Annotated in this window: 18 protein-coding genes; 13 read left to right on the forward strand and 5 right to left on the reverse strand. The window is 33.7% G+C overall.

Going from position 1 to position 24,319, the window contains the following annotated elements:
* Positions 1 to 42: 42 nt before the first annotated feature.
* The gene (locus PQ462_RS09700; RefSeq protein ID WP_012025227.1) at positions 43 to 873 is read right to left on the reverse strand and encodes a helix-turn-helix domain-containing protein; all 831 of its coding nucleotides are present in this window, start codon (positions 871 to 873) and stop codon (positions 43 to 45) included.
* Positions 874 to 1,165: 292 nt separating this feature from the next.
* Between PQ462_RS09700 and PQ462_RS09705 the strand changes: the two genes are divergently transcribed.
* The 5 genes from PQ462_RS09705 (at position 1,166) to PQ462_RS09725 (ending at position 10,514) form a co-directional block, all read left to right on the forward strand.
* Complete coding sequence (locus PQ462_RS09705; RefSeq protein WP_274253297.1) at positions 1,166 to 4,561, forward strand: RHS repeat protein; 3,396 nt, start codon at positions 1,166 to 1,168, stop codon at positions 4,559 to 4,561.
* Positions 4,562 to 4,573: 12 nt separating this feature from the next.
* Positions 4,574 to 8,173 (forward strand): DUF6443 domain-containing protein, encoded by a 3,600-nt coding sequence (locus PQ462_RS09710; protein WP_274253298.1) that lies wholly within the window; start codon positions 4,574 to 4,576, stop codon positions 8,171 to 8,173.
* A gap of 3 nt (positions 8,174 to 8,176) precedes the next feature.
* Positions 8,177 to 8,671: a hypothetical protein gene (locus tag PQ462_RS09715; RefSeq protein ID WP_274253299.1), complete on the forward strand. Its 495-nt coding sequence runs from the start codon at positions 8,177 to 8,179 to the stop codon at positions 8,669 to 8,671.
* Between the two features lie 491 nt (positions 8,672 to 9,162).
* Positions 9,163 to 9,690 carry a hypothetical protein gene (locus tag PQ462_RS09720; RefSeq protein WP_274253300.1) on the forward strand — a complete coding sequence of 176 codons (528 nt, stop codon included), beginning with the start codon at positions 9,163 to 9,165 and terminating at the stop codon, positions 9,688 to 9,690.
* A gap of 29 nt (positions 9,691 to 9,719) precedes the next feature.
* Positions 9,720 to 10,514: a hypothetical protein gene (locus PQ462_RS09725; protein ID WP_274253301.1), complete on the forward strand. Its 795-nt coding sequence runs from the start codon at positions 9,720 to 9,722 to the stop codon at positions 10,512 to 10,514.
* A 109-nt stretch (positions 10,515 to 10,623) separates the two neighbouring features.
* On the opposite strand, the gene PQ462_RS09730 is transcribed toward PQ462_RS09725, so the two are convergent.
* The 4 genes from PQ462_RS09730 to PQ462_RS09745 form a co-directional block, all read right to left on the reverse strand.
* Entirely contained in the window at positions 10,624 to 11,868 is a 1,245-nt protein-coding gene (locus PQ462_RS09730; RefSeq protein WP_274253302.1) for a relaxase/mobilization nuclease domain-containing protein, read from the reverse strand.
* Positions 11,856 to 12,245, reverse strand: coding sequence for a plasmid mobilization protein (locus tag PQ462_RS09735; RefSeq protein ID WP_274253303.1), 390 nt, complete (start codon positions 12,243 to 12,245; stop codon positions 11,856 to 11,858). Before PQ462_RS09735 ends, PQ462_RS09730 begins: the two co-directional genes overlap by 13 nt.
* Positions 12,246 to 12,693: 448 nt before the next feature.
* The gene (locus PQ462_RS09740) at positions 12,694 to 16,353 is read right to left on the reverse strand and encodes a YobI family P-loop NTPase (RefSeq protein ID WP_274253304.1); all 3,660 of its coding nucleotides are present in this window, start codon (positions 16,351 to 16,353) and stop codon (positions 12,694 to 12,696) included.
* Between the two features lie 128 nt (positions 16,354 to 16,481).
* On the reverse strand, positions 16,482 to 16,904 hold the full coding sequence (locus PQ462_RS09745) for a helix-turn-helix domain-containing protein (protein ID WP_209576200.1): 423 nt from the start codon (positions 16,902 to 16,904) through the stop codon (positions 16,482 to 16,484).
* 173 nt (positions 16,905 to 17,077) lie between these two features.
* Here PQ462_RS09745 and PQ462_RS09750 point away from each other — a divergent pair, with 173 nt between their 5' ends.
* From PQ462_RS09750 to PQ462_RS09785, 8 genes are all read left to right on the forward strand, one after another.
* A complete protein-coding gene (locus PQ462_RS09750) occupies positions 17,078 to 17,935 on the forward strand; it encodes a hypothetical protein (RefSeq protein ID WP_274253305.1) in 858 nt (285 codons plus the stop codon).
* A 14-nt stretch (positions 17,936 to 17,949) separates the two neighbouring features.
* The gene (locus PQ462_RS09755) at positions 17,950 to 18,297 is read left to right on the forward strand and encodes a hypothetical protein (protein WP_274253306.1); all 348 of its coding nucleotides are present in this window, start codon (positions 17,950 to 17,952) and stop codon (positions 18,295 to 18,297) included.
* A 19-nt stretch (positions 18,298 to 18,316) separates the two neighbouring features.
* Entirely contained in the window at positions 18,317 to 18,634 is a 318-nt protein-coding gene (locus PQ462_RS09760; protein WP_274253307.1) for a hypothetical protein, read from the forward strand.
* Between the two features lie 382 nt (positions 18,635 to 19,016).
* Entirely contained in the window at positions 19,017 to 19,580 is a 564-nt protein-coding gene (locus PQ462_RS09765) for a hypothetical protein (RefSeq protein ID WP_274253308.1), read from the forward strand.
* Between the two features lie 4 nt (positions 19,581 to 19,584).
* Positions 19,585 to 21,255, forward strand: coding sequence for a hypothetical protein (locus tag PQ462_RS09770; RefSeq protein ID WP_274253309.1), 1,671 nt, complete (start codon positions 19,585 to 19,587; stop codon positions 21,253 to 21,255).
* 170 nt (positions 21,256 to 21,425) lie between these two features.
* Complete coding sequence (locus tag PQ462_RS09775; protein ID WP_274253310.1) at positions 21,426 to 22,343, forward strand: tyrosine-type recombinase/integrase; 918 nt, start codon at positions 21,426 to 21,428, stop codon at positions 22,341 to 22,343.
* A 10-nt stretch (positions 22,344 to 22,353) separates the two neighbouring features.
* Positions 22,354 to 23,229, forward strand: coding sequence for a tyrosine-type recombinase/integrase (locus tag PQ462_RS09780; protein ID WP_274253311.1), 876 nt, complete (start codon positions 22,354 to 22,356; stop codon positions 23,227 to 23,229).
* A gap of 11 nt (positions 23,230 to 23,240) precedes the next feature.
* The gene (locus tag PQ462_RS09785; protein ID WP_274253312.1) at positions 23,241 to 24,317 is read left to right on the forward strand and encodes a phosphoribosyltransferase-like protein; all 1,077 of its coding nucleotides are present in this window, start codon (positions 23,241 to 23,243) and stop codon (positions 24,315 to 24,317) included.
* Positions 24,318 to 24,319: the final 2 nt, after the last annotated feature.

Raw genomic sequence — 24,319 nt, forward strand, 5'->3', positions numbered from 1 at the left:
ACAGCGGCAACGGTAACGATTTTCGGAAGAATGGTTGTGTTTTTAAGAAAGAAGTTTTTGCATTTCGTCTCTAAACTCAGTTGGAGTCATACCTGCTTTGCGTTTAAAGGCGTGAGTGAAATACGTTTTTTCGTTGAATCCGAGTTCATAACCTATTTCAGCAACATTTTTATCAGTAGTCATTAATAGGTTTTTAGCTTCGGTAAGTTTTCTGGTTTCTATGATTTCTGAAACACTCTGCTGTAAGATATTCTGGCAGATGAGGTTTAAGTTTCGTGAAGTCATAAAAAGTTTTTCGGCATAAAAATTTACATCTTTAGATTCCTTATAATGTTCTTCTAACAATCTCAAGAAGTTTTTAAAAGTCGAACTCTGAATTTTCTTAGACTCGTCATTATCCAGATTCAATTTACGTCGTTCCGATTCGATAATGGTAAACAAAGTACTTAACAGTTGTTTAATTACAGAGAGATCCGGAGATTCCTGTACATATTCATCATAAGTCATTTTGCACAGTACATCCAGTTTTTCAAAACACTGATTACTCTGTAAACTAATATTGGCTTTATCATGAAAAGAGGCATAAAGGCTGAAAGTAGTTTCGGCAATAAATTCACTTTTAAATCGTAAAACCCACATATCACATTCGCCGTTTTTTATAAGCGGTTTTACACGATGAATTTTGCCCTGTGTTACAAAACTTATAAAAGGTGCGTCTATTAATTTGGAACTAAAATCTATAAAATGTTCCAGCTGGCCTTTACTGCCAATAATCAGCTCTTCAAAATTATGTGCATGCGGTTCGTTTACAGACTGCATTATTTTTTCAGACTCTGCGGCTGTAACGCGAAACATTTTGAAGATTTCTGTCATGGGATTAAATTTTGATGGTTAAAGATAAACTGTTAAAATCTTATGAATTATCTACTTAATAATGGTAGTCTTATATATTTATAACAATTCATATTCTTTTAATGTTTATAAGTGCTGACTTTATGTAATTATAAAGTTTGAGGAATTACAAAACAATATAATGTTAATAAAAATTAAAATTATAAGAAATATTTGGTTATTATTGTGTTTTCTTCTTTTTTAAACTTAATAAAGAATATGAAGTTGCAAAGTGCTTATAATCAAAAATAAAAACTATATCAATAATTTATTTATGAAATTTAAAATTACAATTTTGTTAAGTATTTTCCTTTTTAGTGTTTTTTCAGGATTTTCTCAAAATATTGATCCTGGAATAACAAAAAATCTGCCACGAACGCCACAAACGGCAAATTTAGAACAATATGGAGATATTCAAATTGGAGAGTACTCAGGAAAGCCGGAAATTACTATACCTATTTATAATTTAAAAACAGGAGGTTTACAATTTCCAATCAATTTATATTATGATGCTACTGGTATTCGTGTAAATCAAGAAGCCTCTTGGGTAGGTTTGGGATGGGAACTTTCTACAATTGCAGCTATTAACTACAGAACAGTTGGGAAAAGTGAGCAGAATTCTATGTTTTATAATGAAAATCATACTGTTCGTAAGCAATGGAGATATTTTGATATTCTTTTGGATGATATATTAAAGCAAAGTATGCCAAATCCAGAAAATTATCGAGACGAAAAAGATCCTGCAGCCGGTTACGCTAAATACACTTCTGAAGGAGATCCTATATCATGTTATAGAGGTATAACTTCTTCAACAGAATATGATGAATTAATGGAAATTGTAGATTTTGCAACAAATGAATATACATTAATAGATTATTTTCAAATTAATTGTCCAGGGCTTGCAGGCAGTTTTTATATACATCCTGGAACAGGACAAATCAAAATTTACGGAGAAAAAAACAAATATAAAATTTCGGCTTTAAACAATCATTTTGGATTTGAAATTATCAATGAAGATGGTGTTAAGTACATATTTACAGAAAAAGAGATGGCCCCCTCTCAAAATGTTAATGCTTGGTATTTGTCAGAAATTAGAGATCTTAAAACTAATCATTGGATCAAATTTAAATACACTAATTTCGGAAAAATTAAACCTATTATATCTTTTCACGAGCAGATAAAAACCGGCTATGTTCCTGTTGTATCAGATCAAGTCCAATCTAAATTAGTTTATGATCCTACAGCTTTACTTGAACCTCTTGTTCTTACTGAAATAGAAACAGATTCAGAAAAAATTTTGTTTAACTTAAGTTCTTTAAGAGATGATATAGAAGGAGAAGGAAAAAGGAAACTGAATTTTATTGAAATTGTAAATAAAATTACGAATAAAAAAAAATATTTCAATTTTGAATATGGATATTTTGAGAGTACAAATGTGGGAGGAGATTATTATACTAAAGACACTTTTGTAGGACCAACACACACTACACCAGATTATTTCAAGAAAAGACTAAAATTAGTAAGTATTTCAGAAAGTGGAGAATTGAATAGTTTAGATATTAAAAAACATTCATTTGCTTATAATGTTACACCGTTACCTTATAAAACATCATTTGCTAGTGATTACTGGGGATTTTATAATGGAGTAAATAATAAAACATTTATTCCTAATCTCTTATCGGTAATGGCTTTGGATATTGGAATTAGAAATATGTACAAAAATAATAGGTGGCTTTTTGATAATTTTTTTACAAATAGTGATTTATTAAATAAAGGTATGAGAGGTGCTAATGAGGAATTTATGAAAGCTGGGATATTATCTTCTATAACTTATCCTACAGGAGGTAAGACTCTTTTTGATTTTAAACCACATACTTTTACGAATCAAGTTGTTTTATCATCTACCGAAGATTCTAAAGTTGGAACAATGAACAATAATTACTTGGTTAGTTATAATGGTCACAGCTCTTCTACACCAAATACAGTTTTTACTTTAACAAAACAAACCTTAGTAACTTTATTTGGAAATATAAATAATGTTAATGGTAAATATAATTGTGCTCAATTAGCTGGAGCACGAGTTGGTATTTTTGGTCCAAATGGGAGTTTCTATGTTCCTTATCTGGAATTTAATTGTGTTTCTTTAACAGCTAATGGAGGTTATCAGTCTATTAAAAAGGAAATATTATTAGAGCCTGGAACTTATGTTCTTATGGCAACAGGAACAGGAAGTATTACCTCTGCCAATTCATGGGATCAGCCTGCTGTAACAGCAACAGTACAATATTCAAGTTTTAATTTAGATGATGTAATTGCAAGTCGTTCAGAGTCAATTGGAGGGGGACTTCGAATAAATCAAATAATAAATTATGATTCTAATGGACAGTTTGTAAATAGTAAAAAATACACTTACACTTCTGGTAAGTTAATGAATCAATTAAATATGATCAGAACGTTAGAATATACGCCAGTTTCTTCAGTAGGAAGGTATGTAGGAACAAGATACGCTAATTCTGTTAGGAATTATTTAACTGCACCTATTGGAGCTACTGTTGCTTACAACAAAGTTGCAGTGCAACAGATTGATAGGTATTCTAGTGATAATGGAATGATAGAAAAATATTTTAAAAATACGGCTGTGTCTCCATTTTCATTGATAAATCATTTAAGTGATAATTCATTACTTAATGGCACAGTTGAAAAGATAGATTATAGAAATAAAAGTAATGATATTGTTAAAACGGAAATTTTTGGATATAATACTTTTGATTTAGAAAATAATTTTATAAATATTATTTATCAATTAAACAGAAGCCATCTTGGCGAGCAAGTTTTAGCTGTATCAGCTGGAGAACGAAATTGTTTTTTTGGTGTAGATGTTATGTATGTTTATCCTTATAGAAGCTTTAAAAATCTATTAATTGAAAAGAAAACTATTGATTATTTAAAAGAAAGTCAATTAGAGACTGTAACAAGTTATGACTATAATTTTGATAATTATTTAGTAACTAAACAAAAAAAATTAAACAGCCGTAATCAGGAAATATTAACGGAATATGAATATCCAACTAATTATGCAAAATTTAACATATATCCTTATGATGTTATGGTTTCAGACAAAAATTGGCTCACACCAATAATAACACAAACACAAAAAAATACAGGAATTGTTGTAAACAAGATTTCATCAGATTACAATGGTTTTGGAAATGTTATAGCTCTTAAGGCTATAAGTAAAACTAAAGGTGGTTTAAATTTACAAACGATACTTTCTTACGACCAATATGACGACAAAGGCAATCTATTACAGTACACTCCAGAAAACGGTGCCCCAGTGTGTATTATTTGGGGGTATAACAAAACCCAGCCTGTTGCCAAGATCGAAAACGCTTCATACAGCCAGGTATCACCTTATGTTTCAAATATTCAGGATCTTTCCGATACCGGAAGTGAAACAGTACTGTTGAGTGCCTTAAACACTTTACGCGCTAATCTGCCCAATACCATGGTTACTACCTATACTTACATTCCGCTTGTAGGGGTAAGCACCATTACCGACCCGAAAGGACAGACCACAACCTATACCTACGACAGTTTTGGAAGACTTGAATTTGTAAAAGACAACAAAGGGAATATCCTTTCTGAGAACCAGTACAATTACAAACACTAAACCAAAAGCATCATGAAAAACTTCTTAAAACTTCTTTTGGTTTTGTTTCCTTTATTGGTAAAAAGCCAGACACAAAGCGAGAATTACATTAAAGCTGTAAAATACAAAGTGCCCAGCACCACACCTATAACATCACCTTCCATTTCTCAGGCTTCGCAGGACATCACCTATTTTGACGGACTGGGCAGACCCGTTCAGCAGACTGCCTCACAGCAGTCCAAATCCGGCATGGATATCATCACTCATATCGAATACGACGGTTTTGGAAGACAGGCTGAAGAATACCTGCCTTTTAAAGCAGAAACCTCCAATATGGCTTTTGACCCTTCGGCCAGAGCAAAAGTGATGTCTTATTACGGAAATCCTAACCCGGCTCTTAACGGAAACCCAGCCCTTGAAGCCACCTCTTATCCTTTCAGCAGAAAAGAGATTGAAGCCTCTCCTTTGAACAGGGTGCTCAAACAGGCCGCTCCGGGAAATGCATGGTACTCTGGATCGGGACATGAAATAAAAATGGACTATCAGACTAATGCCTCAGCAGAGGTAAAACTCTTCTCTGCCAATACACAGTGGAATGCTGCATCAGGATTATATGATATTACCCTTTCTCTTAACGGCCATTATACTGCCGGGGAGCTTTATAAAACCGTTATCTATGATGAAAATACAGCCGTAGCTCCGCTTGAAATCAACGGATCAACGATAGAGTTTAAAAACAAAGAAGGACAGGTGGTATTAAAAAGAACTTATGATGTCCAGGTAAAGCACGACACTTATTATGTTTATGATATTTACGGAAATCTCACCTATGTTATTCCGCCTAAAGCGGTTGATTTAATAGAAGGCTCAGCAGGCCTGCAGGCAGATCTAACCTCAAATATTACTGTAACTCGGGAAACTTCCCTGCATTTAACGGCTTCAAACTCTATTAGATTAACAGATGGTTTTCATGCAGAGGCAGGAAGTACTTTTTCGGCTGTGATTAACAACGGCGCTCAGGCTGTTTTAAATAATTTATGCTATCAGTATAAATATGATTACCGCAACCGTCTGGCTGAGAAAAAACTGCCGGGAAAACAATGGGAGTTTATTGTCTATGATAAACTTGATCGTGTTACGGCCTCAGGACCTGCCTATTCCCCGTTTTCTGATTTAAGCTCTGCAGGATGGATCATTACCAAATACGATGTTTTTAACCGCCCGGTTTATACCGGATGGACGGCCTCTGCAATAGTAAATTCTGCACAGAGGGCCTCCATGCAGAATGCTCAGAACAATGCCTCTGTAATTAACGAAACCAGAACGGCTTCTGGAACCTTGGACGGAATACCGGCTTATTACAGCAATACGGTGTCTCCTTCTGATTTTAAGCTTCTCTCGGTTAATTATTATGATAATTATGTCTTCCCGGGCGCCCCTACTGTACCGGCATCCATAGAAGGACAGGATATATTAAACAGCACGCAGGTCAAAGGACTTGCCTCGGGTTCATGGACAAGGGCACTGAATTTGAGTACTGAAACGCAAGGTGAAACTGCAGTTACTTTCTATGATGATAAAGCAAGACCTGTCAGGGCATATCTGCAGAATCATTTAGGAGGTTATACCTATACCGATACCAAACTCGATTTTTCAGCAAAAACACAGTACAGTATCACCAGACATAAAAGAACAGCAGCAGATGCTGAACTCACTGTCAAGGACGCTTTTACCTACTCGGCACAGGACCGTTTAATGACCCAGACCCATCAGATAAACAACGGGCCTGCTGAGCTTATTGCCGATAACACCTATGACGAGCTGGGACAGCTTATCTCTAAAAAGGTTGGAAACAACGCCCAGAATATCAATTATACCTACAACATCCGCGGATGGCTCACAGGTATTAATAATGTATCTTCTCTCGCACAGCCGGACGGGCCCAAAGACTTGTTTGCCTTTAAGATCAATTATAATGCCCCTTCTTCTTTCAGCGGGGTAAACGGACTCTATAACGGAAACATATCTGAGACCCAGTGGGCCACAAACTCAGATAATGGTATTGTAAGATCTTACGGCTATAAATACGATAACCTGAACCGTTTAAAAGAAAGTATTTCTGCTAAAGCAGGCTCAGTAAACAATGCTTACAATGAAAATTTATGGTACGATAAAAACGGAAATATTACCGGTCTTATCCGTAACGGAAACAGTGAGAGTGTCCAGCAGATCGACAATTTAATCTACACTTATGCCAATGCTGATAACAGCAACCAGCTGGCTAAAGTAACAGACAGCAGTAACAAGGCACTTGGTTTTACTGATGGAGCCAATACAGGAGATGATTACACTTATGACCTTAACGGAAACATGTTATCTGATGCCAATAAAAACATCACCTCTATTACTTACAACCATCTTAATCTTCCCGCAAAAGTAACCTTTGCCTCTGCAGGAAATATTGTTTATATTTACAATGCACAGGGACAAAAATTAAAGAAGATTGTAAGCGAGGCAGGGAAAACGGTTATCACTACTGATTATCTTGGAGGGTACCAGTATGAAAACGGCGTATTGAAGTTTTTCCCAACAGCCGAAGGTTATATCGAGCCTTCTGCAGGTTCTTATAAATACGTGTACCAGTACAAAGATCATCTGGGTAATATCCGTTTAAGTTATGACAAAAACCTTGTCATTCAGGAAGAAAACAACTACTATCCGTTTGGTTTAAAACATATAGGATATAACGGCGGGATTAACTCAACTAATACTGCTTTAAAGTATAAGTACAATGGAAAGGAGCTCCAAGACGAGCTGGGGCTTAACATGTACGACTATGGAGCAAGGAATTATGATCCTGCGTTAGGGCGTTGGATGAACATTGATCCTCTCGCTGAAAAGTATTCTAGTTGGAGTGGTTATAATTATGCTCTTAATAACCCTGTTTTGTTCATAGACCCTAATGGTAAAGAAATTGATATAAGTGAATTGATGAAAAGCAAAGACCATGCAACTGCATTTATACTTTTTGCTAAAACAAAAGATGGAAAAGCATTCTTAAATAATTATGCTTCTAAAGGCCAAAAATTATCTTATGGTGGAAAGGTGTTTTTTGAAGCAAAAAATGCGGGCAAATATGATAAAGCAGGAATAGACCTGTCTTATAAAGTTGGAGATGAGAAAACAGGAAGTTCTACACATGCTGATTTTGATTCAAGTAAAGGAAGGGAAAGCGCTGATATAACTGTAAGTGTTGCCCAAGAAGGTTTTGGAAGTGATAATAAGACGTTCAATCTTGTTGATGCGATTTCTCATGAATCATTTTTACATGTAGATAGCTATGCAGCAGATTTTACTGATAATACTTTTAAAGATAAATCTAATTTGCCATCTGAATATAGAGGCTATGGAAAACATGCGGATCACTATTACACGAGTAGAGAGTTTTATGCACATCCAACTGATGAAAATGCAGGAGCATTTTCAAATAGATCATTTAATGTTTTAAGAGAAGTTTCTAAGCAGATAAACTACCCAAGAACTGATACTCAAATAAAAACACAAATATGGAACTTTAGCGGTTCTCTAATCCAAGTTAATCCTAAAACTGGAGCACTTAATTACAAAAAATAAATTATGAGAAAACTTTTTATACTTCTTGGGGTAATTGTTATTAGCTGTAATACAGAAAATAATAAAGAAAAAATTATATTAACTACTGGAATTTCAATGAACCCAGATGAACCAAGAATTGGAATAGAAATAAATAAAGATAGTCTATATTATTGTGAAGAAATAAATTCTAAAAAAGGGCATTATAGGTACTATAAAGCTAAAATTAATTCAGAAGTTTTTTTTAGTCTAAAGCAAGATATTCAAAATAATTTTAAAGAAGTATTCAAAGATGACGAAATAGCAGATGGTACACCATATCAGTTAAACATTAAATTTGATTCGAATAGTAACAACTTTAAATTTTACTTAAATAATTTAAACTCCATGCAACTTAAAATAATTAAAAGAATTAAGAATGTAAAAGCAGATAAATTAGTAAAAATTAAAGATCATGATTTCCCAAAGGAGCTACTTTTAGAAAAATTGCCTGAACCACCTTTGATTCCAGTGAAATAACATGGTAGTAGTTAATCATTAAAAAAATCTTTTTATCAAGGATAAATATGTGTATTTGAAATTTATTGATATGATATTTTAGATTTTTAACCTTTCATTATTGAATGAAATAGTACAAATAAATTTTTAAAGATGAGCAGTTATGCTCATCTTTTTCGTTTTAATATTACCTTAAAAGAATTGTAAGTCGTCGGTAATATTCAAATACGTGACAAAATTATTTTGGATTATCATAGAACACGGTAATATGAAGATTAATTTTTTTCTCTGTTTCTTACTTATCACCCCATTCAAATTTTAAAAGAGTCAATGAATTTAAAGTCCTTTTGATCATGTTTAATGAAAAAATTATATATTTGAAACAGATCATGAGTTAAATTATCACAAAACCTATACAAGGTTGGATGGCTTTATGTGTTTTTGCCATATATTCAAATGAGCTGTCGTAATACAATCTTTAAAGTTAAGAATCTTAATTAAGTTCAAATTAAATGGATATTAATATAATTATCGATAGACCTGATTTTAAAATTGCAATCGAAAAAATTCTTTTAGATAAGCTTAATTCCATTTTAACTGAAATTGTAATAGGTGTTACGATTGATGGCGAAAAAAAAGACATTGAAAAAAAATTGATCTATGATTCTTCATTTATAAAAGTATTGATAAATGAAAATTTTATAATAAATCACTTTGCAAAACAAACTCCAGATTATAAAAATCTAAAAGCTGAAATAATATCATTTTTTAATTTGTTTTCAAAAAGTAGTGATGAAATAAATGAAAAGTACAATTCATTTTCTGCATTTTCTTTAATTTATAAATACGACGAGAAACCACTACATTTTCCATTCAATTTTTCATCTCAAAATTATCCGAAAGCATTTGAAAATGTACTGGATTTATTAGAAGATATTATTAGCAATGAAAAAAGCACATTAAAAAAACAATTGATAAAACTTTTGTTGAAGGAAATGGAGAAAGAGTTTTTTTATATGATGGTGGAAAATGGAAAATAATTGACCCTTTGAGTACTATTTCAAAAAGTTTGAATGATAAATATAGAAAGAATAAAGATCCTAGAATTAAAAAACCGCATATAATCATAAACAGAGATTGTATCTGGAAATACTTTGTTTTCGACACTAATTGGGTTCTAGTTTTTGATAGTTTAGAAACAATGATGACAAAACCAAACGATGTCGCAATTTATTCTAGCATAGCAGATAAAAATCTCCATTCTGCCGAACTATTTTATAATGAAAACATTTTACCCAGACATAAAAATTATTCTGGATCTTTTCCATCAGAAGAAACTCAAAAAAAATATTTCGATTATTTTGAGCTAATAATTCAGGCAATAATTTTTTCATACACATCGATAGAAGCTTTTGCAAACATATGCATTCCATCTGATTACGAATATATTACTGAAAAAGATGGAATTAAAACGATCTATTCTAAAGAAGCGATTGAACGTAAATTTGCCTTAAAGGATAAACTCAAAAATCATTTAAAAAATATTTTAAAGACGCCCGATGTAACACAAACAAATTGGTGGAATAAATTCATTATACTTGAAGAAATTAGAAATGAAATAATCCATACAAAACCTTCAAAATCTGAACATAGATATTCAAAATTATTGGAACACAAAATTTTTGAAATAATTAAAGTTCATAAAACTATAATAGAATATTTTGGAAAATATATTAATGAAAACCACAAAGTTTTATTAGATGAATTTCCATATAACTTTGGCTTTGATGAGGTTTATCCAGCAACAATGTCTGGAAAGGCATATGATAAAAGTTATAGAAATATGAACAACATAACGCATTAGCATTCACATCTACTATAAATGATTTGGGTAAGTGGATTATGGAAAGTTTGATGTGTTAACAAAATTGTAGACAAAGCTAAGGGTGCAAGAATGCACCCTTAATCATTTGCTATATCCCTTTAAAAAATCTCTTTTTCTTTTTTTGCTTAAATTGTTTAGAAACATAATCTAATACTTTCTCTCCACGTAGCAGTATATCTACCAGATTTTCTTTTACATACTCTCTTAATTCAGGATCTTGTAAGTTTTCTGAAGCTGTTGAAATAGAGTTTTGGTATTTTTTCTCAAGTACAAGAATGGTTAGCGCACAGTTTTCCTGAATTCCTTTTGCACTGAATTCTTTTCCAAGACTGCTTCCGTTGAAAACGCATTTGGTTTTGTGGTCAATGTAGGTTAATCCGTAAAGCTGTCCTTCATTGCTTTTTCTTAATATCATATGAATGCTTTCTTGTTCCAATATCTTGGATAATTTTTCGGGAGAAAATATGTCTTCGCGAAAGAAAGCCAGTTTTATAGCATTTTTTACATGTTTTTTATAAGCTCTTTTCTCTGCGTCATTAGACTTAAACTTTCCTTCCAGAAATTTTAAGGTAGGTCTGCTGTAGAATTCGCTTGCTTTTATCGGCACCCCTATCGGTTTTGAATTCTGGTCAAGTATCTTGTAAAGCAGTCCGTTATTTTTAAAGACTCTCGATTCCTCAGTTCCTCTGTCAGCATGGACATTATAGAGGTTTAAAACTGCGTTGAGTTCAGGCAGGTTCGAATATTTGTAATCAAATAAAACCTTGTTTAAAACTGAATTGATCGCCTTTCTGGACTCTGCTTTTCCGTATTGGACTCTGCCGACATCTGTCGGATTTAATGAAAAGTTTTCTTTCTGTTTTCTTCCTTCGGCTTTTACCAGCCCGAAAAGCTCTTCAATTTCTTTTCTGGCAGGCTCTGATTTTTTAACGCCTATAAGATGAAGATCAATTCTTTTCCCGTCTCTCTGGATATTATTTGTGACTACATGCAGATGAGGATGTCCTGCATCGTGATGCTGATAAACTAAATATGGCTGTTTCCCAAAACCTATTTTCTCCATATAAGTGTCTGCAATTTCAATCAGCTTCTCTTTAGAATGATTTTCCGATGGGTCAAAATTGAGCGATATGTGAACGCTGTTCCGTTTTGCATTTTCATTCAATGAAGACAGTTTTAAAAAACGGTTCAGCTTCTGGGTAAAGCTTAATTTCTTTAATTCTAGAGGATAGTTCACGGCACTGATGCACTCAGCCACTCCTTCCTTAACTTTATTTTCGTTATAGTTCAGAATGCTGTTTATCGAACGGCTGGTTTTAATCACTGCAACCATTGTTCCGATATTTTCTGCGTGTGACTGCTGATAGCTTCTAATTTACTGGAGAGTGCTTTTCTTTCCAGGTCAAATAAAAACAGCTGTGTCTTAAACTCAGGAATCATTTTCACTGAATTTATTTTTCGGGCAATCTGGTTGATGTTGTTTCCGATTGCACGGAGTTCTGAAGAAAGCACTACGGTTTCTTCCATTAAATCATCTAACGACTGGTTGCGGTATGTGCTTGTGATCGGTCTGCTGAATAAGTGTTTTCGAATATAGTCGCTTAATTTTCTGCAGGTGCTTGCCTTGAACAGGCTTTCAATTTTTGCATACTCTTTCTCTGTCAGGCGCAGGGTTATCCTGCGTGATCTGTTTGAATTTTCTCTTTCCATCATTTTTCCTTTTCATTGTTTTCAAACTCTTTTCTTTTAAGTTTCTCCACCGCCGAGTTCCGAGGCAATAGGTGGCAAGATAGGCGGTTGTCAGACAACCGTACATCTTGCTGATTGCAGGAACGTGGCAATCTTTGGAGATTTTTTAAAAGCAGGCTTCTAATTTAAAGAAAATATTTGAATGTATCATGCGTAAAATATGGTCATGATGGCCGTAGACTGTTACAACCAATAAATGCTTAAAAAAGAAAAAGGGAAAAAAGAAAGCAGTCTTCAATTGGACAGGCAGACAGGTGAAGTGCTATAAGTCCCGAAGGGCATTTTTTTGAGGAACGAAGAAAAATGTTATGCGCACTTCTATGGCTGTGTCCAATAAATTTGTTTACTTTTTTTGCTTTCTAAATAAAATTATCGCTAAAGATTTAATGTAAGATTTTAAAGCTTTTGATTATTTAGCTTTTGTGTTTACTTTAATCCTATTAATGAAATCTTTCTTTGAAGATATATATTTTATATTTAATAAATTTTGAACTAATTCTCGATCTGTATTTGTTATTCCAATTTCTGGTCTCTTTCCTTTTATCGCAATAGCTGAATAGGGATATGGCAGCAATTGCAATAATTCATCAATATTGATTTTAGAAAATTCATTAAAATAAATATTAAATATTTTTAATCTATTGTATATGTCTTTAGCATTGCAAAATAAGTTTTTTATAAAATCATAATTAAGATCAAGTTTAGGATTATTTGCTAATATTTCACAGACTTTGTCCGAAGTCTCTACGTCTTCTATGATGAGATCTTTATCAACCTTCAGAATTATATCAATTTTTTGATTGTTTAAGAATATTTCTGAAGTTAAAATGAGTAACAAATCTTCATTGTCAATTGCATATTGATCGAATTCACTAATATATTTAGTAGGATATTTGATTAAAAGATCGATATGTTGATTTGCAAAATTTTTACGTAAAAGATTGTAGTTTTCAACTGACAACGTCAGGACTTTTCGGATTAGATGTTTTACTTTAGAAACTGACAGATTTTCAAAAGAGAGTTTATCGCGAGTATGACTAATACTTTCTATTAAATATGAAAAAGCTTCATCCGTTAAATCAGGACATAACATGATGTGCTGTCTAAATAATGGATAATCTTCATCTTTACTGGGACTGATTATGTTTTTTGATAATTCTACATAATTTTTTTTGTAGTTTAAAAAAGTTGTTAAAGCAGGGTCAATTTTTTTCTCTTTGTCTTGAAAGTATTTATATAAATTACTCCATACAGGCAGAATTTTAGAAGAATTAAGAAGGATTTCATCAATCCCTTTACGATTAATTGATTTGATGTCAGTTATTAACGTATCTGTTTTATTAATTAAAGCTAAAATGTTCCCCGGGCTAACTGCTGAGTTATTAAGTAGACGAATGTAATTTTCTTCGCTTTCAAAATTATTATTAGGCAATTTTAATAGTACTTCAGATAAATAGTAATTTAGATTTTCTTCAATATAACTTTTAAGTTCCTGACAGTTCGAATTTTGAATTGTCGTATAATTAGCTTGCTCAAAATTAGATAGGTTTTGTGCGCAGTATTCTAAAATGATTTTTATATTCGATATGTTAATAATATAAAATCTGTTGCTGTAAACGGAGTTGAAAATTTCTTTATTTATGTTAGGATTTTCAATATTAATAAATCTAATTTCCAAAACTTTAAGTGTTTTTTCAATTTTACCTAAGGCAATTTCATCATTAATAAAACTTGAAAAATTTCCTTTAGATTCTATGTAATGATTTAGCTCTGAATTTTTACTTAAAGATTTAATATCTGATAAATCTGAATACTTTAAAATTAATTTTAAATAGTCGTCTTTTTTTTCATCTGTGAATAAACTTTTCTCTTCAATATATTTCCATAAGTCAGGCCACTTTTTACATAGAATTTTTATGAAGTCAAATTTATTTTCTCCTTCCTCAATATATCCTTTTATGAAATTAAATGTTTCTTCTTTTTCATTTGATAATTGAGTGAAAACCGAATTTAATTTGGTTTGAAAACTTTCTTTATGTTTCAATAAATAGTCTATTAAGCTATAATTTAAAATTGCTTCCTTTTCAAAATCATTAGCTGATATTTTTTTAATTAAATTATGTAAATTAATTAATTTGAAATCATAGTTTGTTATAGTTTCACTTTTAACATTCTGTAAGAATTCCCAATCTTGCTTTGTAATACTTCCTTCGTGAAAATAAGAGATATAGTCATAATAATTTTCGTTTATAAAGCCATTTACTAACAAATAAGAAACAAGTTTTTGATTCTTAATTTCAGATTTAGAGATTATTGTTGATATACTGACAGATTTAAAAATTTCTTTTAGTGACCATGATTTTATTTCATTTCTCTCAATATTGCACTTTTCGATTTCTAATTTCAGTTGATTAATCTTATTGTTGTTTTTATTATTAATTAATTCCACTCTTTCATCATAAGTATGATTCTCATTAACAGAATTTTCAATTTCACTAAATAATTTCGCTATAGTATTTGTAGTTATCGAATACATGGAATTATTATGATAAGATGTTGTATAGAAATTATATTTAACTGATGTGATTTTTTTAAGGAGATTAAAATTTTCGTCATTGAATAATTCAGTAAAACTGCAGTCGCTATTGTTAAGTTTAATTGAAACGGCATCTGGTACTTGTTTAATTAACTCTTGTATATAGACAGCTCTAAGTTCTTTTATTGTTGTTTTTTCTTCATTTTCAATGTCTGTTATTTGATTTTTATATTCGATTATAGCTTTGTCTATAATATTTATTTTGTCCTTTATATAGATTGTTTTATCAGTAATCAGCTTGTAAATATGACCTTTGCCATTATGTAAATCTGCGAAATCATCGGGACATAAATTTTTATAAATTATAATTGCAAAAAGATTATTTTGATTTAATTTTTGACCTAGATTATCTTTATACAACGAATATTCATTACAGATGTTAGTTAATAATCTCATGTCTTCAATGAATATTGAAACATCATCTATAAATTCATCTGTAGGTACATTAGTTGATTTTAACCTACTAATTTTATTTTTAATAATTTCATTAGAGTTTGACGGATTTATGATCGGTATCACAGGGATGATAAAGTCAAAAAATTTTGTTCTGTCTTTATCTTGAAACATGTTATCTCGAATTGCATATAAAAAAACTATCTTACGATTTATTTGTTTTGAGCCGTTTATTAAATTATTTAATTCTCTTAGTTTGGTGAAAATTTCTGTGTCATCAAATCTGTCTAAATCTTCGATTACTACAATCTCGTAGTTTGTTACTTCAAAAAAATAAAGAATTTCATCTAAATGATGATTCAGGATCGATTTATCACTGTTATCTCCAATTTCAATATCAGCGCTTTGGATATTTAGTTTATTTAATTTTGAATTATTAAATATTCTAACAAGCTTAATTGAAAGATAATAAAGTCCCATTAAACAAATAATGAGAGTTACATATTTGAAATACGGGTTATCTATTACAATACTAATTTCCGAAAAGTCTTTACTAACTTCGTTGCGTTTAAATAAATAAACTAGTGATAAACTCCAGATTAAAAACAGAAATGAATTAAGTAAAATTTTATTTTTATCTATATTTTTAATTCTTTTAAATCGTGAATCAGGTATGTCATTATGCTTTTCTTTGTAGAAAATTTGTTGAAGAATACTTAATTCAATAAGTCTATTAACGTTTTCGTCATCGTCTTGTTTTGGTTTAGCTATATCTTTGAAAGAGGCTAATGATATATTTAAGTATATATATTCCGAATAATTTTTTTGAAATGTTTTTATGATACTACTTTTTCCAGATCCATATGTTCCAGTTAAAGCAATGTTTTTTATATCATCATTCTCTAAAGCTTCTTTTAGAGCAATAAAATAAATTTCTTTATTATTAGCGTTGTCTATTGGTGTTAAAGAGTCGAACTTACTTGGTCGAGATAAGATTTGTTTCTTGTCTAATCGATAGATTAGTTTAGTTAATAGTAAATTACACTTTGTAAGAATATTATATAGTAATTTTTGTTTCATAAAACGCAGTTTTGACAAAAATAGCAATAAATTATTAAGATTTTTATTATTTCAATAGTTGTCAAAATAAAAAAAAAAGAGACTGTAAAGTCTCTTTTTGTGCGAATTAATATGTCTTTTATAAAAGCTTACTTGGCTTTTAGTAATTTTTCCAAATATTCAACTTTGTCTTGTTCTGCTTTCAATAATCTTTCGTAGAGTTTTTTGTTCTCTTCTACGGATTCCATTAGTTTATCCAATGGATGGAAAGTACAATAATTACCTGAATGACTCCCTGAATTAAATGTACTATCCTTAGTATCATAATAGGTGTTAAAATAATTAATCACGCCTTCGTCAGAAAAGTTTTTAATTGCTTCCACGCTTACTCCTAAGGCTTTTGCCACTTCTTTCAATTTTTCATCATCTATTTCTTCACTATTTTCTAGTATCGAAACAGTCTGCTGGTTTGTTCCCATAGCCTGTGCGAGTGCTTCCTGTTTCATGTCTTTCAGTTCACGGATACGGCTGATCTTGCGCCCCATGTGATTTGGTTTTGTTAATGTACTCATAGCTCAAAGATAATAATTAAGAATAAATAAGCGGGATTCATGTATGATACAAAAAATCTCATGTACGGTACGGTAAAATTTGATACCGTACCGTACAAGTAATTGCTTACTTGCCTGTGTGTTAAACAAAAATACAATTTTTCAGACAAGTATTAACTAAAATGAGTAAAATTATGAAAGCAATCCAAAACACCGCATCCGACTTGATTTATCGAGTTATTTCGCAGAACATCGATCCGATAGGCATTTACTGTTTTGCAGAGAAGAAAAGCAGCTATACTTTTAATGAGCCTTTTCAGAAGCCTGTCCAGAAAGAAAAACATGTCCATCTTTATCTGCTGGTTATAGCCGAAGAGTTCGAGGATAATATTGGCAATGACCTCACCGATAAAATAAAAAGCAAATCAAGAGGACAGATAACGGTAACCATCCTCATGCACAGCGTTAGAAATATCTTAAAATTATATGGTGACCAGCAGTATTTCTTCTGGAATATTTTTAAGAATGCGCAGAGGATTCATATAGATGCATACAGATCGCCTATAATCTGGGCTAATAATCCAGAAAAGAGATATGTGAAAAGCACTTCAGCATACGCAGGAGACAGAAGAAATGTTAGTGAATCGATCTGGGATCTTATCTATAATAACGACCAGTATTTTTCATATGAGGTAAGAATGTGTTCACTTCACCAGATAGTGGAACAGACCTGCCTTTCCCTTATAAGAGTATTTTTGGGATATACCCCGAATCACTTCTCACTGGGCTACTTATTTGAGCTGTGCGAATATTTCACGAGCTTGACTTCTGAATACTTTCCCCGAAACAGCAGTGATGAAAAAAACATGTTCAAGATTTTGAAAAAGAATCCAAACACGCTTCGTTTCAGCAGAAGCAACAGTTATGGTTACGATTACTATGGAATAATGGAAGGCAGATGCCGTGATTTTATGAAAGAAGCGGAAGCCATGATCCAGAAGGAACTTGAGAGGCTTGAGGGAATCCATCAGCAGGAAGTTTTATCTGCATAAAAAAAAATGAAATTATGGAAACCGATGAAATCAAAAAACTGGAAACTATCAGGGTATTAAGCGGAAGACTGCTCAATACCCTGAAACCAGCTGACGACAAAAGAGGCATGTATAATGCAGAGATCAGGATATACGATTATTGTGAGCTTGTCTCTATAATTAAAAACCTGATGAAACTATGCATTATCGCTTTAGACAGGGACAGTGCAGAAGTTCCTCCTACGATTCAAAACCAAAATATTGATGCGGGGCTTATACTGGGAATAGCACTTCAGTTATTTCCAGTTGAGGAGTTTGAGCTTTTAAATGAGATTACTTACCTGTTTTCAGAAAATAAGGAAGAAACAGAACAGCAAAAGTAAATTTTAATATTTCAAAATTATGGAAACAGATAAAATCAAAACGCTGGAAGAGTTTAAAGATTTTGCATCTTATCATTTTAAGCTTCTGAAACCTGCCAAAGATAAAGACGGAGAATCAATACGCGAGATAAGATTTTACGGCTACTCGGATATGACGTGTCTGGGAGTGAATCTCATTAGAATGTGCCTGAATATCATTTATTCGGATGAACTTGATAATAGGGAAATATACCTAGGATCTATTCTGGAGCTTGCGCTTCAGCTGATTCCAAGTGCAGAAATTGAGGTTCTGGATGAAATATACAAAATGCTCAATGAGAAGAGCGTAGATAAATAAACATGGGGTTTCCCAATAATGCCAAAAAACGCCTTCATGTACATATTATGTCCATGGCATTTAAACTAAACAGGTTTATCTTTGCCTGAACCAGAGACTACGTTCTACGGCTTTCATAGGTATATTTTACCATTGAAAATGAAAGCAATACCAATTATCTTTGCATTTATCCCCACCAAATTTTGAGCAGGATGCACATTGAAATCTGGTTTATCTTTGCAGTAGAAATCTATTAATAGATTTCTACTCTTATAGACGGCTGTCCCTGTCACAGACGGCCTAAAATTAACGCCCATACCGCACTTCCGCCTGAAAGATTATTTCAGGCTGGGCATCGCTGTGTTTATATTAACGCAGAAATCAATTAAAAAAATTAAAGCATATGGAAAGTTTAGAATCGCTGTTCCGTTCATTTGAAACAGGCATCAGAAGCGCAAAGGCTGTAAAGCCCAAAGCCTACCTGAAAAGCATCGGACTGGAATATTCAGACCTGAGAATAGGCTTTAATTCGGGACAGTTCCACCACCGCAAGACCCTTAAATCCAAAGAAAGGTTTGAGGAGCTTGGAGTAATAACCAAGAGTGATGCAGGAGTGCGGGATGATTCTCTGACTGCCTATACCGTCTTCGGAAGATATGGGCTTATATTCCCCCTGCTGGACAGAGAGAATGCGATTGTAAATTATTTTGCGCTCCGTTTTGATCTTGACAGCCCTAAGGAGGAGTTTTTAAACCAGAAGGGAATCTATCCTGCATATCCTCATCCATTGACAAAAAAGCTCTATCTGGCGCCGACTGTCATTGACTGCGCCAGCCTGATGCAGAGCAGAATACTGGATCAGAGGGAAGCGGTCATTGCACTTCATGACGGTGAACTGCTCGATGAGCATATTGAAATTATCAAATCATTGAATGAACTGGAATTAATAGTAATCTTTAAGCGGTGAGAAAATGGAGAAGATCAGATTACAAATGAAGGAGGCAAGACCAGATGTTCCGCTTTCAATAGCGGAACTTCCCGAGGGGCACAGTCTGAATGACATGTGGGTCAATTATGGAGCGGAAGGGATATCGAATCTTTTAAAAAGCGCAAAAACGGAAAAAGCAGGCGAAGGACTGCAGATTGTAAACGGCTACAAAATCAGCTACAAAGGCCTTTCGGGGACTTTCTTTGTTCTGGGAAACCTGCCGATGGACTTGGGAAATCTCAGGATTTCGCTTCAGATTGTGGGATACAATACCAACAGAAAACACAGGCTTAAAATCGACCTGTTCGATTTTGCAGGCGTTCAGGGCCAGTGCACGGACTTATCCGAAAAGCAGGGCTTTGATTATGACAGCCTTGAAAAGGATTTGGTAACGCTTACCGATCTTCTGGAACAGCACAGGGAATCACTTTTTGAAGCTGAAATAAACCCAATGGCGGAACGTTTTGCCGAAAAAGAGCTTACGCCTCAGGCACAGGAAAATGCGGTCGCATTTCTCGCAAAACCAAAACTGCTGGAAAATATAGACAGGCTTTTGGAACAGAACGGCATTGTGGGGGAAGAAGAAAACAGGATTGTGCTTTTCATTCTGGCATCGAGCTATAAAATGCCCTATCTGATGCACGGGCTTGTTCAGGGATCAAGCGGTGAGGGAAAAAGCCATCTGATAAACGGGATTGCAGGATGCATGCCTCAGGAGGATGTGATGAACATGACACGCATTACAAGCAAATCGCTGTACCACTACAGGGATAAGGAACTGATCAACAAGCTGATTATCATTCAGGATTTTGACGGGCTTGATGAAGAGGCGCAGTATGCCTTCAGGGAAATGCAGTCTGCCAAGTTCCTGACCAGCTCCACTGTGGTAAAAGACATATTCGGAAACAACAGGGGAAAGATCAAACAGGTTCAGGCACACTTTGCCAGCCTGACCACAACCACAAAAGCTGAGGTGTATTACGACAATATGAGCCGTTCGGTGATTTTGGGAGTGGATGAAAGCCAACAGCAGACACTAAGAATTATCAAGAAACAGAACCTGAAAACAGCAGGACAGGCAGACAGCGAGAAAGAAGAACAGGCAAAACAGCTTCTAAGAAACGTGATGCGCGTGCTCAAATCCTATGAGGTCGTAAATCCCTTTGCCGATAAACTCAGCCTTCCGCTGGAAGCCAGAATGCTCAGAAGACTGAACTCGCAGTTCCAGAACTTTGTCTGCCAGATTACAATCCTGCACCAATACCAGAGGAAAACCGACAGCAAGGGCAGGCTTATAACCGATAAAGCAGATATTAAATCAGCCGTTGATGTTTTCTTCAGTTCGATTATAATCAAAGTGGACGAGCTTGATAAAAGCACCCGACAGTTTTTTGAGAACCTGAAAGACTTTATAAAAAAGCAGAAAGAAGGAACATCAAAAAAGTTCACGGCAAGAGAGATCAGACAGGGGCTGAATATCAGCAAAACATCAGCTTTCCGCTATATGAACCTGCTTCAGGAACTTGAATACATCCAGCCCGTGGAAGGTTCGTTCAACAGAGGCTTTAAATTCATGATCTCTTACTGGGATGATATGGAAAAGCTCAAAAGCAGAATCAGAAAAGAACTGCACCGACAGCTTGACGAATTTTAGAGAAATCAAGAAACTAAAACTCAAAAGTGGAACACCACGGAACGCCAGCGGAACACCGAAAGCCTTGAAAAAACAGGTAATACGATACTGGTGTTCCGCGTTCCGCGGAGTGTGCAAGAGGGTGTTTTCGGCACCCTCAAAAAAACGGCATTTAATTTAAAAAAAAGACAATGAAAAAAGCGATACAAAGCAGAGAATTTCTAAGGCTTGCAGGAGCATTCGGAGAATTTGTCAAAGTCAGAAACTACAAGCAGGGACGGTCAAATCTTTATAAAAACATCATAACGGAATTTCTGATCTGGCTGGAACAGGCAGGAATAAGCAGAATACAGAATGTGACTTCAAAAGAATCGGTGAAGTATCTGGATTATCTTTCTTCAAGACCAAAGAAAAGAGGAAACGGCATTCTGGCCGAAAAGACAGTTAAACTGCATCTTTTTGTTCAGGGGCTTTTTCAGGTTTACCTGCTGGAAAACAAAGAAATCCCGAATACCTACTATATCCCTTCCATTACGGGAGGAACTCAGAAGCCGAGAAACATTCTCACGATTGAAGAAATCAGACTGGTCTATGAATATGCGGAGAATGAAATGGAAAAAGCCCTGCTTTCCATTGCCTACGGATGCGGACTCAGAAGATCTGAAATTGCAAATCTGGATTTAAAAGATGTGAATCTCATTAAAGGAATGCTGGTTGTCAGGCAGGGAAAAGGAAACAAGAGACGTGAAGTTCCAATGAGCGATACAGTCCTGCAGTACCTGAAAAAATATGTCAGAGATGAAAGGCCTGAAAGGCTGACTGGGAGAAACCAGAATGAGGAAGCCTTTTTCATCAACAGCAGAGGCAGAAGATCGACAGGAGAAAACCTCAATGAGATATTAAACAAGATGATTGAGCAGACTGGAAAATTTGAGCTTATACAGAAAGAAATTACGCTTCACTGCCTGCGCCACAGCATTGCGTATCATCTGGCAGAGAATAACGCGGGAATTGACTTTATACGCAGTTTTCTGGGACATACGCAGATCAATACTACCTACATCTATGCGATTCAGAACAAAAGACGCAAACCAGTGGTAAACTTTTAAAAACTAAGCTATGGAAAATAAGAAACCTGATCTGGAAAATTACCTGCGAGGAATTGTAGCGAAAAAGACAGCGGAGAGCTATCTCTATACAATCAACCATTTTTTAAAGACCAATCCAAAGGCTAAGAGATACCAGTACAAAGATATAGTCAAACACATGGATAAAATCAGCCAGAAGCACTCTAATGTTCAGTATCGAATAAGAATACTGTCAGCAATTAAAAAATATTACGATTATCTGGTAATGTACGGCTATAGAAATGACCATCCATGCAGAAAGCTTAATATTAAAATCAAGGGCAACCAGACTATTCAGGTGCAGGATCTTTTCACCAGCACGGAATTACAGCTTTTAATGGAGCGGGAGAACCGCTACAAACATCTTGACATGAGAAACAATGTTCTGATTTCCCTTTTAATCTATCAGGGGCTTGCCAGCGATGAAATAGCAAGGCTGGCTCTAAAGGATATTGATCTTGATAACGGCACAGTTTACATTAAAAGCTCTGCCAATCTCAATAAAAGAACGCTGGAGCTTGTGCCAAAACAGATGATACTATTTCATAATTACATAAATGAAACCCGTCCTGCTTTACTGCGTGGGAATAGTGATAAATTTATATTGACAAAGCTTGGACAGCCTATTGTTGTAAACAGTATTCATGCCATGATTGAGCCATTAAGAACATTATTCCCTGACAGGAAATTAAATCCCCAGACCATCAGAATGAGCGTGATCTGCAACTGGCTTAACGAGAAAAACATTCCATTGGAAAGAGTTCAGGAACTGGCTGGACATAAGTGGCCAGGAACGACTGAGAAATATATCAAATTAAATATGCTAGAGCAGAGAGAATTGATCAATAGATATTTTCCTGTTATTTAATTTTATTACTTTTGGGAACAACCAAAATTAACCAAATTAGATTGATGAAAGAAATTGCGGATAAGATATTAGAAACTATTAAAGATTATAGAAATGATGATGGAATTATTTTAGACAGTGATCATATTATCAATTGGGGAAAACAATTTGGAGAAGATGCTGAATTTGTACTTAATGAAATCAGTGAAATAATTCCTCAGGTTTATATATCAAAAGAAAAAGCTAAAGAATACATTGACTCACATATTCGAAAATTGTTGAAAGATTTTAGATATTCCAATATCACTCAGCTTTTAATTGATACCGAATTTCTTGATATGCAGTTACCTTATAAGAGCCAGCCTGCAATTTTAAACATACTCGAAATATTGTTGAATGAAAAATATGGCGAATCGTATTTGAAATATAAAACCTATCCTAAAATTAATTTTGTGTATTTGGATGACATTTTAGCATCAGGCAGTACAATCGGAAATCATATGGTTAAATGGTTGAAAGAAGTTAATTCGGATGGAATTAGTAATGTTGAAAATGTTTTGAATGATAATTATAGATTATCTATAAATTTATTTTGTATACATAATTGGGGACACTCTTTTCAAAAATTTAGACTTAGAAAAGAATTTGATGATAAGATTGATAAAAAAATATTTTGGCACTATGATTATTTGATTGAAAATCATGCTAAATGGAATAACCAATCTTTGAATGTTGCTTTTCCAACTGATGATCAGCCGACCAATGTGAAATCATACTTGGCAAATTTAGAAGCACCTAAGTATGAGGATTACGCTTATAGGAAGCCTAGTCAGCCTGCTGTAGAAAGCTTTTTCACATCTGCTAAAAATAGAGTTAAGTATGAAAATATAATATTGCAAAAAGGATTAACAATCATCGAAATGATTCAAAGTGAAATAAAACCTAACATAAGACCGTTAGGATTAATAAATCCAAATTATAAGACGTTTGGACTTGGAACACATTTTTTTACATGGAGAAATATTCCTAATAATAGTCCTCTGGTGTTTTGGTGGGGAGTAGCTGGTCATGAGTGGATTCCATTATTTCCTGTTGCAAATAGAGGTTAGTT

The sequence above is a fragment of the Flavobacterium sp. KACC 22758 genome (assembly GCF_028736135.1).
In the GTDB taxonomy this organism is placed as follows: domain Bacteria; phylum Bacteroidota; class Bacteroidia; order Flavobacteriales; family Flavobacteriaceae; genus Flavobacterium; species Flavobacterium johnsoniae.

Coding starts and splice junctions, on each gene's coding strand:
- PQ462_RS09700 (WP_012025227.1), bottom strand. CDS start 873: ATGACAGAAATCTTCAAAATGTTTCGCGTTACAGCCGCAGAGTCTGAA.
- PQ462_RS09705 (WP_274253297.1), top strand. CDS start 1,166: ATGAAATTTAAAATTACAATTTTGTTAAGTATTTTCCTTTTTAGTGTT.
- PQ462_RS09710 (WP_274253298.1), top strand. CDS start 4,574: ATGAAAAACTTCTTAAAACTTCTTTTGGTTTTGTTTCCTTTATTGGTA.
- PQ462_RS09715 (WP_274253299.1), top strand. CDS start 8,177: ATGAGAAAACTTTTTATACTTCTTGGGGTAATTGTTATTAGCTGTAAT.
- PQ462_RS09720 (WP_274253300.1), top strand. CDS start 9,163: ATGGATATTAATATAATTATCGATAGACCTGATTTTAAAATTGCAATC.
- PQ462_RS09730 (WP_274253302.1), bottom strand. CDS start 11,868: ATGGTTGCAGTGATTAAAACCAGCCGTTCGATAAACAGCATTCTGAAC.
- PQ462_RS09735 (WP_274253303.1), bottom strand. CDS start 12,245: ATGGAAAGAGAAAATTCAAACAGATCACGCAGGATAACCCTGCGCCTG.
- PQ462_RS09740 (WP_274253304.1), bottom strand. CDS start 16,353: ATGAAACAAAAATTACTATATAATATTCTTACAAAGTGTAATTTACTA.
- PQ462_RS09745 (WP_209576200.1), bottom strand. CDS start 16,904: ATGAGTACATTAACAAAACCAAATCACATGGGGCGCAAGATCAGCCGT.
- PQ462_RS09750 (WP_274253305.1), top strand. CDS start 17,078: ATGAAAGCAATCCAAAACACCGCATCCGACTTGATTTATCGAGTTATT.
- PQ462_RS09755 (WP_274253306.1), top strand. CDS start 17,950: ATGGAAACCGATGAAATCAAAAAACTGGAAACTATCAGGGTATTAAGC.
- PQ462_RS09760 (WP_274253307.1), top strand. CDS start 18,317: ATGGAAACAGATAAAATCAAAACGCTGGAAGAGTTTAAAGATTTTGCA.
- PQ462_RS09765 (WP_274253308.1), top strand. CDS start 19,017: ATGGAAAGTTTAGAATCGCTGTTCCGTTCATTTGAAACAGGCATCAGA.
- PQ462_RS09770 (WP_274253309.1), top strand. CDS start 19,585: ATGGAGAAGATCAGATTACAAATGAAGGAGGCAAGACCAGATGTTCCG.
- PQ462_RS09775 (WP_274253310.1), top strand. CDS start 21,426: ATGAAAAAAGCGATACAAAGCAGAGAATTTCTAAGGCTTGCAGGAGCA.
- PQ462_RS09780 (WP_274253311.1), top strand. CDS start 22,354: ATGGAAAATAAGAAACCTGATCTGGAAAATTACCTGCGAGGAATTGTA.